Consider the following 16,202-nt stretch of genomic DNA (forward strand, 5'->3'; position numbering starts at 1 on the left):
CTAGCGCTCCACTAACTTTACGCGGCTGTTAAACCAGTTCATGAAAGCTGCGGTCAAAAGCGAGAATGTTAGATAGACCATCATCATCATAAAGATCATCTCGATCTCTTTACCAACTTGGTTTAACGCTGTACCGGCAAAAACCGAGACAAGTTCGGGGTAGGCAATAGCCACCGCCAAGGAGGAGTTTTTAGTCAAGTTAAGATATTGTGAGGTCAGCGGCGGAATGATCACTCGCATCGCTTGTGGAATAATTACCAATCGTAAAGTGATGTTTGGTCTAATGCCCAAAGCAAAAGCAGCTTCTGTCTGGCCTCGATTGACAGCCAGAATACCAGCCCGCACAATTTCAGCAATAAAAGCCGCAGTATACAGTGCAAGTGCAAAAAGCACAGCCAACATTTCAGGAACCACAGCCATCCCAAAGCCATCCTGATACCCCCGCCTTAATTTCGGACCTGTATCCTTAAACTCTGGAAAACTCCAATCTAACGGTGAACCAGTTAAGTAAAACGCAATAGATGGAACAACTATCAAGATACCGAGCACCATCCAAAACACCGGTAATATCTGACCTGTGTCAGCTTGCCTTATAGATGCATATTTTTTTAAATAGAAACCCAACAAGATAGCCAGAAGCACGGCCATAATAGTGATGTAAAAATATTGGCCAACAACCGGAGCAGGCAGGTATAGACCGGTAATGTTCAATCCCGCCATGCCACCAAAAAGCTCTATCTTTTCTCTTTTGCCCGGCAAGAGACGAAGAACAGCAAAATACCAGAAAAACAGTTGTAAAAGCAGAGGAACATTTCTCACAACCTCAATATAGATGGTTGCAAAAGTTCTAAGGATTAGATTCTCTGAAAGCCTCATTATGCCAACAACAAATCCAATTACTGTTGCTGCAAGAATTCCCAGGAACGCAACAATCGTGGTATTGATAATACCTATAAAATAAACATCAAGATAGGTTGACCGCCCAACCTCATAGTCAAGTACCCAAGTTCCTAAAGTTGGAATGATTTGAAAACCAGAAGTGCGGCTCAGAAAATCAAACCCAAGTGTTTTCCCCTGGTTGGTAAGATTATCGACTGTATTGCTAAAAAGCCAATGACCTGCAAGCACCAGTGAAAGGCCCAAAAGCACTTGAAAAAACAAACCTCGGAACTTGGTATCATTTATCAGTTTTTCAAGGCGCACAGACTTCCCCGTCGTTTATTCCAAAAAATATCGTTCGATATACACACTAAAAAAACATGTCCAACACGAGTACGCGCGCTGGACATGTATCACTTCAGTTTTAATTATTAGCGAATTGGAGGCGCGTACATGATCCCGCCATTGTTCCAAAGTGCGTTTACGCCTCTTGCCAGCTTGAGTGGTGTGTTAAGACCAACGTGCTTTTCATAGCTTTCGCCGTAGTTGCCAACCTTAAGGATGATATTATAGGCCCAGTCGTTTGACAGTCCAAGCTCTTCACCAAACTTACCCTCTTTACCAATCAAGCGTGCAACTGCGGGGGCCAAATCTGCCTGGAACTTCTTCATATTTACATTCTTTGAAGAAATCCCCATCTCTTCCGCGTTAATCATCGCGTTCAAAGACCAACGCACAATGTTGAACCACTGATCATCACCCTGACGAACAACTGGACCAAGAGGCTCTTTGGAAATGATTTCAGGCAAAACTACATGACTGTCTGGCTGTGTTAGCTTGCCACGCTGAGCAGCAAGACCTGACCGGTCAGTAGTATAAACATCACAACGACCCGCATCATATGCCGCCACGACTTCGTCTGCTTTTTCAAAAGCCACTAGCTTAAAGCTCATACCGTTTGCACGGAAGTAATCTGTAATATTAAGCTCAGTGGTGGTTCCGGTGTTCGTGCAAATATTTGCACCATCGAGTTCTTTTGCAGACTTAACACCAAGTGATGTGGGAACCATCATCCCCTGACCATCATAGTAGTTTACGCCGGCAAAGTTTAGGCCAAGCTGCGTGTCACGGGTCATTGTCCATGTTGTATTACGTGACAAAATATCAATTTCGCCAGAGCTCAGCGCGGTAAAACGCTGTTTAGCTGATAGAGCCGAGTATTTAACTTTTTCTGGGTCACCAAACACTGCAGCTGCTACCGCCCGACAAAGGTCAACGTCTAGCCCGGTCCACTTGCCTGCATCATCAGCGTTTGAGAATCCAGGTAGGCCCTGTGATACTCCGCACTGGACAAATCCCTTGGCCTTTACAGCTTCAAGAGTGGTTGCTGCGTTGGCTGATGCGATCGCACCGAAACCCACTGCTGCGCCGCAAAGCGCAGATAAAAACGAAAGTTTCTTCATTGTGTCACCTCTAAAATAGTTTTCATTACTTAAAACGTAGATTGCCGCGCATATTACTGTTCAAACCGGAAGCTTAGCAATGAGAAAACCGTGGTTTGTCCCCCCAAAGCACGAATTCCGGCTTAATTAGTCGAATTTTGCATTAAACGGTCTCAAAAACCGCCTTTTTTACTATCGATTTCGTTTTTGTGTATACAATCTATGGCTGATTGTATGATATCAGGCAGAATCGCTGATTTGATTAATATTATAGACAATCTGATTCTCCAGCATCGCCGATCTCTATGGTGTTTGTGATTCACGTTTGTTAATGGAGACGCAAAGATTGGTCTTGGCCGCGTGAGTGGCTTGATTGCCAGTTGCACGCGCAAGGGCGGCAGAGGCGCGTCGCCCAGAGCTATTATATTTCCTGATTCTGGCCGTTAACTTTGACTGATGTTGGTCATCACATCGAGCGATGCCGATTGACACTGTTGATATCAGGCGGCAATGTCGCACCGGCTGGTTGCCAGCTCGTCGGGGCAACCCCCCAACATCAACAAGTCACGTCAACCAGTCACGTCAACAAATCTCATAAATCGCTCAACTAATTATTTGCGTTAGGGTCCATGTTCATGCCGCGTTACTTTGCCAGATTTCTTGCTGATAATCCGCACCGTTTTGGTACGATCCTGGCGCTAATCGGGGTCTTGGTGCTAACGCCCGATACACTGGTGATCCGCCTTTCCGGCCTCGAACGCTGGGCGCTAATGGGGTGGCGCGGGGTTTTAATGGGGGCGATGTCTTTGCTGTTATGGCGATTATTCCTTACCCGAAATCCGCGCGGCGAATGGCGCAGCCTTGCCAGCTGGCAAGGGCTGTTAGTGATCGCAGCCTTCAGCATGAATTCGGCCACCTTCACCCTTGGCATTGTCGAGACATCAGCGACGGTTGTGCTAACCGCGGTCGCGACCATGCCGATTTTTGCTGCAATCCTCTCGTTTTTCATGCTTGGCGAGCGTCAGGGATGGCTGGGTTGGCTGGCAATCACCGCAGCCATGTGCGGGGTTGTGATTGTTGTTATGGATGGCGGTAATGCAATTGGCAGCCCGGATGGGTCGGTGCTGCTTGGCGGGATTTTTGGCGTGCTGACGGCGGCAGGCCTTGCCCTTACCTTTACCATGGCCCGAAAATATAACGACCTCGGCATTTTGCCTGCGGCGGCGCTTGGCGCGATGATCAGTGGCTTTATCGGCCTGTTTTTAAGCGATATCAGCACCATCACCAATGTACCCATATGGACAGTCCTGACGATGGGGCTGATTATTCTGCCCATTTCGTTTACCTGCCTTAATCTGGCGCCGCGCTATACCAGTTCGGCCATTGTCAGCCTGCTTATGCTATTGGAAATGGTGATCGGCCCTTTCTGGGTCTGGCTTGGTGTTGGTGAACAGCCTACCCTTATCATGATTGCTGGCGCGGGTTTTGTTGCATTGGTGCTGACGCTGCATATTCTGCGCACCCAATGGTTTTCCGGCAGCTAAGCGTTAAATAAAGCTGGCATGACCTAAAAGTGGGGTTAATGCGCCGATGGGCCAGACAGTGATGAGCCGCGCCAATTTGCATCTGGGCTATTCGGCTCACAGTCTAATCCTGCCGCAAGAATTGCCGTAATTGCGCAATATTCATCTTTTTCCGATGTGTCGCCGCTGACCCCGACCGCACCAATGACCGTTCCATCATCAGCCAGCACCAGCACGCCGCCCGGTACCGGCACGAACGCACCATCTGCAACGGCCGCAAGTGCGGCCTGAAAACTTGGACGGGTTGCCAGCCGGTCACGGATCAGGCGGCTGGACATTCCCATACCAAGCGCCCCCCATGCCTTGCCGCGCGCAATGTCAAAACGCATCAGGCCAGACCCATCTTCAGACTGGCTAGCAATGGTCTTGCCAGCCGCATCAAGCACCACAATTGTCAGCGGCAACATAGTTTCCGCCCGCGCCGTGCCAATCGCACAATTTATAATGCCGAGAGCCGCCTCAAGCGGAAGAGTGACTTGCAATCGCATCGCGGATCCCTTTCTTGCCCAGCCGGACTTTTGCCCAGCCGGACTTTTTTACCAAGCTACATGGTGCATCTATTCTTTTGGCGGCAAGCTTTCATCATAGCCCGGTACAGCCGCAGCAAAATCAGCCAGCCACCCGGCAAGGTTGGGCGCATGGTCACGCCAATTAACCTGCTTGCGGAAATCCAGATAATCCAACACACAAGCAAGACCAATTTCCGCCACATCTGGCATGGTGCCGTTTTTATAGCTTGGGTTACTGGCGGCAACCAGTTCAAGGCCGCGGATGATTTTGCCGCGCTGACGCTCGACAACTGAATCGACATATTTGTCTTCAGGGCGCATCCGCCGCTCATAAATCACCAGAATCGCGGCATCTAAAATACCATCCATCAGCGCCGCACGGGTCAGCACATCATAGCGCGCCGCACCGGCCGCCGGAATAATCTTGCCACCACCGGCCTTGGCATCAAGATATTCCATGATGACACGGCTGTCATAATAGGTATAGCCGTCATCTTCGAGTGCCGGAATTTTGCCAAGCGGATTCACCGTGCAGATGCCATCATTCGGATCCATCGTATCGGTTAAAACGGGCGTAACCTGATCAGCAAAACCAAGGATATAAGTTGCCATTTTAACTTTACGGCCAAAGGGCGAAGACGGGCTTGAACGCAGCTGCATTGGGGTAACTCCTTACCTGAAGATAATGGTCAACACGGCCCAGTAGCCGCGCCTGCTTTAGGCCAGCCTTTTACCGGTGCTCATCACCATTGAAAAGCATGGTCATAAAAACAGATCAAAGCCTAAATCCAAGCCGCATGAAATGCCAGCCGAATTTATCATTTACAGATTATGGCTAAAGAACCGGACACCACCGCAAGATTATGCAAGGCTATCGCCCCTAACGGCGCGTCATCCACCAGCCTAAAGCAGATCGCGCGGGCGATTACCGGCAAAGAATGCGTCGAGATTATCCAACGCCCGAAATCCCATTGCATCACGCGTGGCACCGGTCGAACTGCCAATGTGGGGCAGCATAAACACATTATCATATTTCGACAGAGCCGGATTGCCGCCGGGTTCAGTCACAAAACAATCGAGCCCGGCGGCTGCCAGCTTGCCAGTGTCAAGCGCCGCCATTAAGGCCGTCTCATCAACCAATGCACCACGCGCCACATTCACAAACACCGCACCATCAGGTAACATCGCAAATTTCTCGGCCGTCATCATGCCCCGGGTTTGCGGTGTCGCCGGACAATGAAGCGACAGGAAATCAGATAGAGGTAACAACGATTCCAGACTGTCATGATAGGTTGCCCCCTGTGCCAAATCATCAGGCAAAGGGTTGCGATTATAGTAATGCACATCCATCTCTAGGCCGCGCGCATTGCGTGCCATCGCTTGCCCAACCCGGCCCATACCAACAATGCCGAGCCGTGCGCCAGTAACTTGCTTGCCAACCATAAAGGACGGCGACCAAAAATCCCAGTCTCCGTCTCGAACCATACGGTCGCCCTCAACGGCGCGCCGTGCAGCGCCAAGCATTAGCAATAGCGAAATCTCTGCGGTCGCGTCTGACAGCACATCTGGCGTATTCGTCACAACGATACCGCGTGCCGCAAAGGCAGCCAGATCGCAATGGTCAGTTCCAACCGAATAATTCGCTACGATCTTAAGTCGTGAATCGAGCGCGGCAACAATATCGGCGGTGAAATGCTCTGAATGGCAGGCAATCATCCCATCCACCTTGGCACTCATCGCGATAATATCGGCACGATCATAGGGGATGTCGTCATGATTAACGATGATGTCATAGTCGCGTTCGGCGCGCGCCAAAGTGGCATCAGACAAACGGCGGGCAATCCAGATTACGGGGCGTGTCATCAACAATCTTTCCGTGGTGATTAAAAAAAAACATGACTGCCAATAAGAGGTTACCGCATGGCCAGACGCATCAGCACGCTAGTCTTTTGTCTTACGAACAGTTTCGTCGTAAGCATCATAGACCGCCATCGCCATCACAATCAGGGCAATGATCCAGAACGGCAAGCCCCCCTTGAAACCGGCAAATCCGGCAGTGATGCTTTCCGCCAGACCTAGCACAAAAAGCAGCAAAAAGAAGGTGCCGATGGCAGCCGTGATTATCTTTGTTTTTCTATCAATCATGGATCTATTCCTAAGTTTTGCGCGGGTTCTTCCGGCTCATTTTGGTTTTTGTTCAACTCGGCAAGCAACCAGCTTCCAGTGCGCAACAGCCGATCATCCTCTTCGGCGCCACCAACCAGCTGGACACCAATTGGCATTTCATTTTTCGATATCAGAACCGGCACTGTCAAACAGGGCAGGCCGCATAGCGTCCAGACCGTTGAAAAAATCGGATTGCCGGTGACGCCATCGCTAAATAGCGGCGCTTCACCCGGGGCTGCCGGTGTGATGATCGCATCAAAATCGTTAAAAAACGACTGGAAATAGGAAATTGCACCATGCCGAAGCCCAACCGCTTCTTGATAAGCCTCGTCACTGATCGTCGCCCCATGTGCCAACAGCTTGGCAACCTGTGGGCTAAGCTTATCGTTATGCTGTTCACGGATCTCGGCAAGATTACGCGCGATTTCATAATATTGAATGATATTCTGTGCCTCAACGAGACCCGAGAAAGACCCCTCGGCGTCAAGCTTTTCGACCTGTCCGCCAAGCGCGTCAATGACCGCCATCATGCCCTCGCGGCTATCGTCTGATAGCTTGTCAAAATAGGGCATCTCGAACCAGACAAAATTTGGTTCGATCGGTGGTTCGCTGGAGACACCCTTCAACAGATTGGGCCGAGGGCGACAAAATGAGCTTGGATCGGCCGGATCAAATTCGGAAATTACATCGCCAACAAGCGCAACATCCTCGTAATACCGCGCAAAGACACCAACCTGATCAAGCGTCTCAGATGTCCTTAAAACACCCGTCCGCGGCACCATACCAGCCGAAGGTTTAAACCCATAAACACCGCAAAAAGAGGCTGGCCGGATAACTGACCCATTGGTCTGGGTGCCAATCGCAACCGGAATATGCCCTGCCGCAACCGCAGCAGCCGAACCGGCCGACGACCCGCCCGGGCTATACTCCAGATTATGCGGGTTACGCGTTGCCGCCGGATCCATGAATGCAAATGGCGTTGTTGCGGTTTTGCCTAAAATGACGGCCCCGGCAGCGCGCAGCCGTGATACCAAGATCGCATCATGTTCAGGCTTTCGCCCGGCCAGCGCCACACTGCCGCATTCGGTCGGCATATCGGCTGTGTCAATGATATCTTTCAGGCCAATCGGCACGCCATGCAGCGCCCCCATAGCCCGCCCTGACTGGCGTAATTGATCCATCGCTGCGGCCTGTGCAAGGGCGCCGTCACGGTCAACCCAAACCCATGCCTTTAATGATGCATCGGTCTCGGCAATGCGATCAAGCGCCGCAGTGACAAGCGCAACCGAAGTTGTCTCGCCATCACGGATCATCTGTACCATTTGCAAAGCTGATGTCATTCTATATTTCCTTACCCGTTGGGAGCATTAGCCCCTGATGGTTAGCGCGACATATCTGGACCGAATAGATAATCAGGCAACCAGAGCGCAATGCCCGGGAACTGATAAAGCAGAACCATGGCAAACAGCACAATCCCAAGATACGGCAACAATCCCTTGAAGATATCCATCAGCTCAATCTGATTTTTCAACACGCCTTTCAAATAATAGGCCGACATCGCCATTGGCGGGGTCAGGAAGGATGTTTGCAGATTCAGCGCAACAAGCATCGCGAAGAAATAGGGGTTCACGCCAAAATTGTCGAGCATCGGCAGGAAGATCGGCACAAAGATGATCAAAATTTCTGACCATTCAAGCGGCCAGCCAAGCACAAAGATGATCAGCTGAACCATCACTAGAAACTGCCATGGCTCTAGGTTCATCGCCAGAACCATATGTTCAATCACATCATGCCCGCCAAGATATGAGAAGACTGACGCAAAGGTCCATGATCCGACGAACAGCCAACAGACCATCGCCGTTGCCTTCGCTGTCAAAAACACCGATTCCTTCACCTTCGTCCAGGTCAGCGAGCGATATAATAACGCCAAAACCATACCGCCAAGCGCCCCCATCGCGGCTGCTTCGGCTGGCGTTGCCAGACCCCCAAGAATTGATCCCAGAACCGTTGCAATCAGCAACGTTAGCGGCACAAAAGAAACAATCAGATCAAAATAGATTTTGCTGACAGGTGGCACATCTTCGGCACGCGGTTTTGGGGCTAGTGACGGGTTAAAAAACACCCGTATAATCACATAAACAATGTAGAGACCCGCCAAAATAAGGCCGGGGAACATCGCCGCCGCATAAAGCCGTAACGGTGACAATTCAGCAATCGCTGCATAGACAATCAGCATAATCGACGGCGGGATCAAAATTCCCAGCGTGCCACCGGCACAAATCACCCCTGAGGCAAATTTTTTGTCATAACCGGCTGATGCCATTGCCGGAAAGGCCAGCAGACCCATCAGCGTTACAACCGCACCAACAATACCCGATGCTGTCGAGAACACCGCACAGGTCAGCAATGCCGCAATCGCCATTGATCCGGGCAGATTACGTGCCGCCATTTGCAGCGAATAGAACAGCCGGTTCACAATGTTCGCCCGTTCCACAACGTAACCCATAAACAGGAACAGCGGAATCGCCACCAACGTGTCATTTTCCATGACCGAATAGGTGTTCTGGTTCAGCAAATAAAAGATATTGTTGTTCAAAAGGTCAGCAAAGCTTGTCGCGCCTTCCGAATAATAGGCGTAATAGCCAAAACCTACGCCCATCGCGAGCAGGGTAAAGGCGATCGGAAATCCCAGCAGCACCAGCACAATGAACAGGCACAGCATTAAAATCGCAATTTCAGGATTGGTCATTTCTTGTCACTCTTTTCAACCATAAGGCCGGCATGAAGGCGAGCAATTACTTCTGCTCAACCTGTTGCGTCAGCATTTCTTCAGTTTCCTTGACGTCGTCAAGGCGATCCATCCAGACGCCAGTTTTCATCGCCCGCCAACAGCGGATTAATTCAGCCGTTCCTTGCAGGATCAACAGAAATCCTGCCAGTGGAATCAAGGATTTGAAGAAATAAATTTGAATACGTGCCGGAGAATTCCAGCTCACTTCCTTGTAGCGCCAGCTATCAGAGGCGATTTCCCAGCCAAACCAGAACAGTGCCAGCATGCCGGGAAAGAAGAAGATTAAATATAAGACAAAATCAACGCGGGCCTGCCATCGCACTGGAAACAGTCGATAGAGAACATCACCACGAACATGGGTGTCCTGCGCCAACGCATAAGGCCCCGCCATCAAGAAGAGCGCGCCATACATTTGTATCATCATGTCAAACGCCCAAACGGTCGGCGCGTTCAAAACATAACGAACGAAAACTTCGTAGGACACTGAAAATGTCAGAACGAGGATGCACCAGCCAAAGGCGCGGCCAAACCAGATACTAAGGCTTTCAATCGCATAAACAAATTGCGTCATACATGTCTCCAGAACATGAAAACAATAAATCCAGAAGGCCGCAAGCGGCCCTCTGGCTATAGCATTTCAGACGACTAAGGCTTAGCCGAAGTGATGGTTGTAAGCCAGCTTGTAATCAGGCTGGTTCAGGTTCAGATAGTTCATCACATCCTTGGCATATGCTTTTTGTGAAGCAATGACCTTGGCAAAGAACTCATCTTCAGCTGACAAACGATCAACAACAACATCCCACGCTTTCAGCTGAGCTGCCATCACTGAATCAGGGGTCCGGTGAACGCGAACGCCACTTTCCTTTTGCAGCTTGATCAGATCATCTGAGTAACGCTTTGTGTTGTTCCAGTAGAAGTTTGAGTTTTCGGCCTCAGATGCATATTTCAGGATCGCCTGAAGCTCTGCTGGAAGCGCGTCATACTTCTTTTTGTTGAAGGTCACTTCGAAGAATTCCTGTGACTGGTGGAATGACGCCAGGTGATAATCCTTCGACACATCCTGCATACCAAAGTCACGGTCAGACGTTGGGTTATTGAATTCGGCTGCATCAATCAAGCCAGACTTCATCGCAGGCTGGATTTCACCACCAGGCAACTGCACAACAGACATGCCCATTTCCATCAGAACGTCAGCAGCCAGACCAACGGTCCGGTACTTCAGGCCGTTCATCTGTGAAGCGTCTTTGATTTCTTCTTTAAACCAACCAAGTGGCTGGGCTGGCATCGGGCTGTTGAAGAATGAAACAACGTTCAGGCCAAGCTTGCCCATCAACTCGTTAAACAGCTCCATACCACCGCCATAATGGCACCATCCGAGAACTTCTTGTGATGACCAGCCAAAGCATGGTCCAGTCCCAAACAGTGACGCTGTCTTCGACTTTGAGTACCAATAAGCTGGGACATAATGCGCTGCGTCTAGAACACCGCGGTGAACAGCGTCCTGCATCTGGCTTGTTTTCACAACCGCGTTGACTGACAGCAGGTCGATCTTCAGATCCTTACCGGCCATTGCATGTACACGGTCAACATATGATTTTGCGTTTTCGAGGAAAATACCGCCGCCCCAGGCCGCTTGCATTTTCAGTGTCACAGGGGCTGCATTCGCAATGGCTGGCGCTGCAAGTGAGCCAACCGCAGCCGCACCGGCTACCGCTGATCCACGTAAAAACTTTCTTCTATTCAAATCGGACATTCGATTTCCTCCTAATTTTACAATTCAGCGATGGCCGCCGAACTTGTTTGGGGGCGTACCATAACTTGCACCCCTAGTTTATCAATTACTAATTTCGGTTTGCATAGAGGAATCTTCTTATTCCCACCGCTGTAAGAAAACCAGGGAGCGAATAAGTGAAAAAATTTCACTCAAATAAAAAGAATATTAACGAATTTTTTGTTAATATTGATGCAACAAAAGATAAAATTTTTATAAATCGTGAAAAAGGCTTTTGTGCAAAAATTGCAAATTGATAACCGATCAACTGGATGCACGTTGAAAATGTCATCGCATCAGACACAAATCGCACGGATTCGCCCCCACATTAATGATCCGACGGGATTCCTCACATCGCAAAACGGGACGCCCGAAACGGCGCTGGATCAAGTGGCGGCGGCGTGTCATTGATCAATGCGGATAGCAGCAAGGCTGAGCCGGGTGCCATTGAAAGTCCGATATGGTGATGACCAAAATTGAACCAAAGACCATGATGACGCGGCGCCATACCAATCATTGGCAGTGAGTCGACAAGGGTTGGTCGCCGCCCCATCCACGGTGTTTCCTCAATTTGCGCGCCAAGCGTGACCGCCTCGCCCGCCAGTGCCACTGATGTGGTGATTTGCTGAAAATTCGGTGGCGCATCACGGTCGGTCAATTCAACCCCGGACGTCACCCGAAGGTGATGGCGCATCGGTGCGACAACAAAGCCGCCCTCAACATCGAGAATAGGCCGTCCAAGCGGCGGCGTTGGCGAAGGGGTTCCATTTGGCGTTGGCGCTGGCGCAAAATGCAGATGATAACCACGTTCCCAAGCCATCGGAATATCATAGCCAAGCCACCCAGCAATCTCTGCCGACCATGCACCAGCCGCTAGCACAACATCATCGCCGCAGAAAACCTGCTCGGCGCTGCGCACCTGCCAGCCATCATCATCATGCGCCAAACCGGTAATGACAGCGCACTCGACAACACCGCCGGCCGCCTGAAACATTGCAAGATAGGCATCAGTTAAATCGGCCGGGCTGGATACGGCGCAGGTTTCATCCATCAACACGCCCTTGTGATAAATCGGTGCAAGGCCCGGTTCAATCTGCCGGATCTGTTCGCGCTCAATGACTGAAAACTTTACCCCAACTGCCCGCATCAAATCCATTTCGGCAGCATAGTTTTTAAAAGCTTTCGGGCTTCGAAACAATTTGAACCAGCCGCCGCCATGCCGCAGCAGATGATCAACACCGGCCGCCTTTATCCATTTTTTATGCTGATCAAGCGACAATTGCAGCAGGCCGCGCAATGCCAATGCAGCGTGCCGGCTATGTGCGGGGCGGCAATGCGCCAGAAACCGGATAAACCAGCCAAGCCGCCGCAGCACAAACCACGGGTTATAGCGAACCCCATTCGACCGGTTCAGCAGTAATTTTGGCAGGGCTTTGATCAGCCCCGGATTGTTCAGCACAACAACCGATGATTCCGACAAGACACCGGCATTCCCATATGAGGTTTCGCGGCCGGGCTGTCCGCGATCAATCAATCGCACCTTATGGCCGTCAAGCTGCAGTTTTAATGCGGCCGCAACCCCGACAATGCCCCCACCAATAACAATTATTGATTTCTTCATGCTGTCCTGCCCCATGCCCTAGCCCCCGGCGATTATATCCCGATCGTTCACAGCGTCGTTGCTAGATCATCATATTTACAACACATAAAGCCGCGCCGCCAACCACCGCATAGGCAAGTGCCGTCCAGAGATTTGCCCCAAGAACCAAATCGCGCGAGCGCACGCGAAATAAACTTGCGCCAGTAATCACCGACAGTGATGCAACCGAACTCATCGTTCCAGCGCCCCAGCCAATCAGATGTGCCTGCATTAAAAGTGCGGGGTGAACATCGGCGTGACCGCCACTAAACACCGCCAGAAAGGCCGTGCTGCTAATCACCGGATGCACACCAACAACCGACGCCAGCATCATGCCAAGCGGGGTCACAACAAGGGCAAACCATCCCGGAATAACACCATCATAAAGGCTGGTCACAAGTGCAGTAAACGCGCCAGTGCGGGTGGCAAAATAGCCAATCAGCATCGCCATGCTGATAATCAGAAGATCATCTGCAATATTCTTCATGCTGTTTGCGGTATCATGGATAATCGGGCTGATCTGCGCCGGATAGCGGATGAACTGCACCGCCACCAGCACCGGCATGACCACAACCACCGCCGACAGCGCGGTAAAATCAAACAACACCGCCGCCGTTAAAACCGCCCCAAGCACCAGCAATAGCCGCATCAAAACCGGCTTTAGACATACCAGCGCAATACGCAATTGGTTAGTCGAAAATGACCGGTTAAGGGCCGGCAATGAAATCGCTGCAAACAGGATAGCGGTAACACCGCCAATGCCAATCGCAATCCAAGAATTGCTTTTGCCAACAAAACTCTGGCCGATCGCAAACGCCACGAAAAATGGTGACCATGCCGCTGCTGTTACCATTCCACGCAACGCGGCTTCGGCGGCAAGCTGGCGGCGATGACGATCGGCATCTTTGGGAATCGCGGCCGACAAAATTGCCAGCGCACCGGTATTGATGATCCCACCGAATATATTGGCCGCCAGATGCAGGCCGCCCGACGACGCCGAGGCGGGCAATTTGGCCAATGCGTCTTGGGTACGATGCACCGATGGCATCAATGACGCGGTTGCCCGCACCAATGCCATCGTCGGCAATAGCGCGGTAAAAATCAGAATATAGCGCCCGCCAGTTGCCCATTCTTCCGTATCGGGAAAATGGTCTAGCAACGCCCAGCCAACAACCACAAGCAATAGCAGAATTAGCACCGAGTCACGCCGCAAGCGTGACAATGTTAAAACCGCAAAGGCAATGAAGGCAAACACCCCCAGATGGACAATGTCGATATTCCTGATGCCAGTCGTGATTTGCAAAAGTGCCGCCACCCATGCCACGCATAACAGGCCAAGGCGGATATGGCCCAAAATTGGCGTTAATTTTTTGCGCATATAAAACCGACTGCCCTATCCAGAACTATTATCAACCCAGCCACATCCCTAATACCCATTGTCTCGATTTGTCTTAACCTAGCTGATCTCAAATTAACATAAAAAAGCCGGCTCTAGTGATCGGCTTCGGCCACCGCGAGCGCTTCTTCGGCGTCAAGCCATGCCTGCTCCGCCGCGGCCAGCGCATCATCGATTGCGGCAAGCTGGCTGGACAAGCTGGCAATCGCCGCGGCATTGTCACTGTCGTAAAAGCCCGGACGCGCCATCTCACGCGCGATCATATCTTTATCCGCAGCAAGCGTGATCATGGCTTTTTCACATTGTTTCACCACCGCGCGAAGCTGGCTGGTATTTTGGCGGCGCACACGGCCGGGCGACTGAATTCTTCCGGCTGGTTTTCCGGCTGGTTTTTGATCCGGATTGCCGGCATCATCACTCGCCGCACGCGCCGTTCCACCCGCCCCGCGCCGCGCCAGCAATTGTCGCTGATAATCAGCCATATCACCATCAAAGGCTTGCACCATACCATCTTGAACAATCCATAATTGATCAGCAATCATTTCCACCAGATGCGAATCATGGCTGACAAGAATGACCGTTCCCTCATAGACATTCAAAGCCTGCACCAATGCCTCGCGGCTTTCGATATCAAGATGGTTTGTCGGCTCGTCGAGGATAAGAATATGCGGCGCATCAATTGCCGCCATCGCCATCAGCAAGCGCGCCTTTTGCCCCCCCGAGAGGCGCTCGACCGGGTTATCGACAATATCGGCGTCAAACCCTGCCCCGCCAAGGCGTGCCCGCAATTTAGTCGGTAATTCTTTTGGCCGAAGGCGTTGCATATGCTGATAAGGGCTCTCGCCAGCAACCAGTTCATCCAGCTGATGCTGGGCAAAAAACCCGATGCGCAATTTCCCTGATTTCTTGATCTGGCCCGACAGCGGTTGCAGCCTGCCAGCGAATAATTTTGACAAGGTCGATTTGCCCTCGCCATTCGCCCCAAGAAGTGCAATGCGGTCATCCGCATCAAGACGCAAATCCAGCTTGCGCAGAACCGGCTTTTGATCATACCCAACCGACACATCATCAAGCACCAGCAAGGGCGGCGGCAGCTCTTCAGGCGTTGGAAACCGGAACGGGGCTACAGCCTGTTCCGATAGCGCTAAAATCGGCTGCATTTTCTCTAGTTGCTTGAGACGTGACTGGGCCTGACGCGCCTTTGATGCCTTGTACCGAAACCGGTCGACAAATGACTGGATATGTTTGCGTTGGGCATCTTGTTTGCGCGCCATGGATTGCTGCTGTTCAAGCTTCATCCGGCGTTCGGTATCAAACTGGTTATAACTGCCGGTGTAGTAGGCAAGCTTGCGATCAGTTAAATGCAGGATGCCAGTGACCGACCGGTTCAGCAATTGCCGGTCGTGCGAAATCACCAGAACCGTATGGCGGTATTTCGCCAGAAACGCTTCAAGCCAGACCGCACCTTCAAGGTCAAGATAGTTCGTTGGCTCATCCAGCAACAAAAGATCGGGCTGGGAAAACAACACTGACGCCAGCGCGACACGCATTCGCCAACCACCCGAAAATTCATGGCAGGGGCGCGCCTGTGCTTCATTGTTAAATCCAAGACCGGACAATATTGACGCCGCGCGCGCTTCGGCCGAATAGGCATCAATATCTGCAAGGCGGGCGTAAATATCGGCAATCCGGTCAGGGTCAGTGGCGGTATCTGCCTCAGCTAGCAACTGGGCGCGCTCGCCATCAGCCGCCAGTACAGTGTCAAGAAGGCTGATATCACTTGCTGGTGCTTCTTGATCGACGCCACCGATGCTGAATTGCTGGGGATAGTCGATCTCGCCGGAATCTAGCGCCCATTCACCGCGGATCAACCTGAAAAGCGAGGTTTTCCCAGTGCCGTTCCTGCCGACGATCCCAACCTTATGACCGGTTGGGATGACCGCCGAAGCATTCTCAAAAAGCGGTTTTCCCTCAATGGAAAATGACAGGTTCTGAAGTTTTAGCATGGGTCAGACTGGTGCCTTGG

14 protein-coding genes are annotated in these 16,202 nt (G+C 51.3%); 1 reads left to right on the top strand and 13 read right to left on the bottom strand.

Going from position 1 to position 16,202, the window contains the following annotated elements; translation table 11 throughout:
* Positions 1 to 1,203 carry an amino acid ABC transporter permease gene (locus AB8881_04755; protein XDZ64196.1) on the bottom strand — a complete coding sequence of 401 codons (1,203 nt, stop codon included), beginning with the start codon at positions 1,201 to 1,203 and terminating at the stop codon, positions 1 to 3.
* Positions 1,204 to 1,310: 107 nt separating this feature from the next.
* Positions 1,311 to 2,342, bottom strand: coding sequence for an amino acid ABC transporter substrate-binding protein (locus AB8881_04760; GenBank protein XDZ64197.1), 1,032 nt, complete (start codon positions 2,340 to 2,342; stop codon positions 1,311 to 1,313).
* 614 nt (positions 2,343 to 2,956) lie between these two features.
* On the opposite strand from AB8881_04760, the gene AB8881_04765 reads away from it, so the two are divergent.
* Complete coding sequence (locus AB8881_04765; protein ID XDZ64198.1) at positions 2,957 to 3,865, top strand: DMT family transporter; 909 nt, start codon at positions 2,957 to 2,959, stop codon at positions 3,863 to 3,865.
* Positions 3,866 to 3,900: 35 nt separating this feature from the next.
* Here the strand turns inward: AB8881_04765 and AB8881_04770 are convergent, their stop codons facing one another.
* From AB8881_04770 to AB8881_04820, 11 genes are all read right to left on the bottom strand, one after another.
* On the bottom strand, positions 3,901 to 4,392 hold the full coding sequence (locus AB8881_04770) for a heme-binding protein (GenBank protein ID XDZ64199.1): 492 nt from the start codon (positions 4,390 to 4,392) through the stop codon (positions 3,901 to 3,903).
* Between the two features lie 69 nt (positions 4,393 to 4,461).
* Positions 4,462 to 5,073 carry a glutathione S-transferase family protein gene (locus AB8881_04775; protein ID XDZ64200.1) on the bottom strand — a complete coding sequence of 204 codons (612 nt, stop codon included), beginning with the start codon at positions 5,071 to 5,073 and terminating at the stop codon, positions 4,462 to 4,464.
* 243 nt (positions 5,074 to 5,316) lie between these two features.
* Positions 5,317 to 6,276 carry a 2-hydroxyacid dehydrogenase gene (locus AB8881_04780; GenBank protein XDZ64201.1) on the bottom strand — a complete coding sequence of 320 codons (960 nt, stop codon included), beginning with the start codon at positions 6,274 to 6,276 and terminating at the stop codon, positions 5,317 to 5,319.
* Between the two features lie 78 nt (positions 6,277 to 6,354).
* Complete coding sequence (locus AB8881_04785; GenBank protein XDZ64202.1) at positions 6,355 to 6,558, bottom strand: hypothetical protein; 204 nt, start codon at positions 6,556 to 6,558, stop codon at positions 6,355 to 6,357.
* A complete protein-coding gene (locus AB8881_04790) occupies positions 6,555 to 7,919 on the bottom strand; it encodes an amidase (protein ID XDZ64203.1) in 1,365 nt (454 codons plus the stop codon). The genes AB8881_04785 and AB8881_04790 overlap by 4 nt, the downstream gene beginning before the upstream one ends.
* Before the next feature lie 41 nt (positions 7,920 to 7,960).
* Positions 7,961 to 9,328: a TRAP transporter large permease subunit gene (locus AB8881_04795; GenBank protein XDZ64204.1), complete on the bottom strand. Its 1,368-nt coding sequence runs from the start codon at positions 9,326 to 9,328 to the stop codon at positions 7,961 to 7,963.
* A 46-nt stretch (positions 9,329 to 9,374) separates the two neighbouring features.
* Positions 9,375 to 9,941 carry a TRAP transporter small permease subunit gene (locus AB8881_04800; GenBank protein XDZ64205.1) on the bottom strand — a complete coding sequence of 189 codons (567 nt, stop codon included), beginning with the start codon at positions 9,939 to 9,941 and terminating at the stop codon, positions 9,375 to 9,377.
* Positions 9,942 to 10,022: 81 nt separating this feature from the next.
* Positions 10,023 to 11,123 carry a TRAP transporter substrate-binding protein gene (locus AB8881_04805; protein XDZ64206.1) on the bottom strand — a complete coding sequence of 367 codons (1,101 nt, stop codon included), beginning with the start codon at positions 11,121 to 11,123 and terminating at the stop codon, positions 10,023 to 10,025.
* Between the two features lie 367 nt (positions 11,124 to 11,490).
* Positions 11,491 to 12,762 (bottom strand): NAD(P)/FAD-dependent oxidoreductase, encoded by a 1,272-nt coding sequence (locus AB8881_04810; protein XDZ64207.1) that lies wholly within the window; start codon positions 12,760 to 12,762, stop codon positions 11,491 to 11,493.
* A gap of 61 nt (positions 12,763 to 12,823) precedes the next feature.
* Positions 12,824 to 14,158: a hypothetical protein gene (locus AB8881_04815; protein XDZ64208.1), complete on the bottom strand. Its 1,335-nt coding sequence runs from the start codon at positions 14,156 to 14,158 to the stop codon at positions 12,824 to 12,826.
* Between the two features lie 113 nt (positions 14,159 to 14,271).
* A complete protein-coding gene (locus AB8881_04820) occupies positions 14,272 to 16,182 on the bottom strand; it encodes an ABC-F family ATP-binding cassette domain-containing protein (protein ID XDZ64209.1) in 1,911 nt (636 codons plus the stop codon).
* Positions 16,183 to 16,202: the final 20 nt, after the last annotated feature.

Source organism: Alphaproteobacteria bacterium LSUCC0396 (assembly GCA_041228345.1).
Classification (GTDB): domain Bacteria; phylum Pseudomonadota; class Alphaproteobacteria; order Puniceispirillales; family Puniceispirillaceae; genus UBA3439.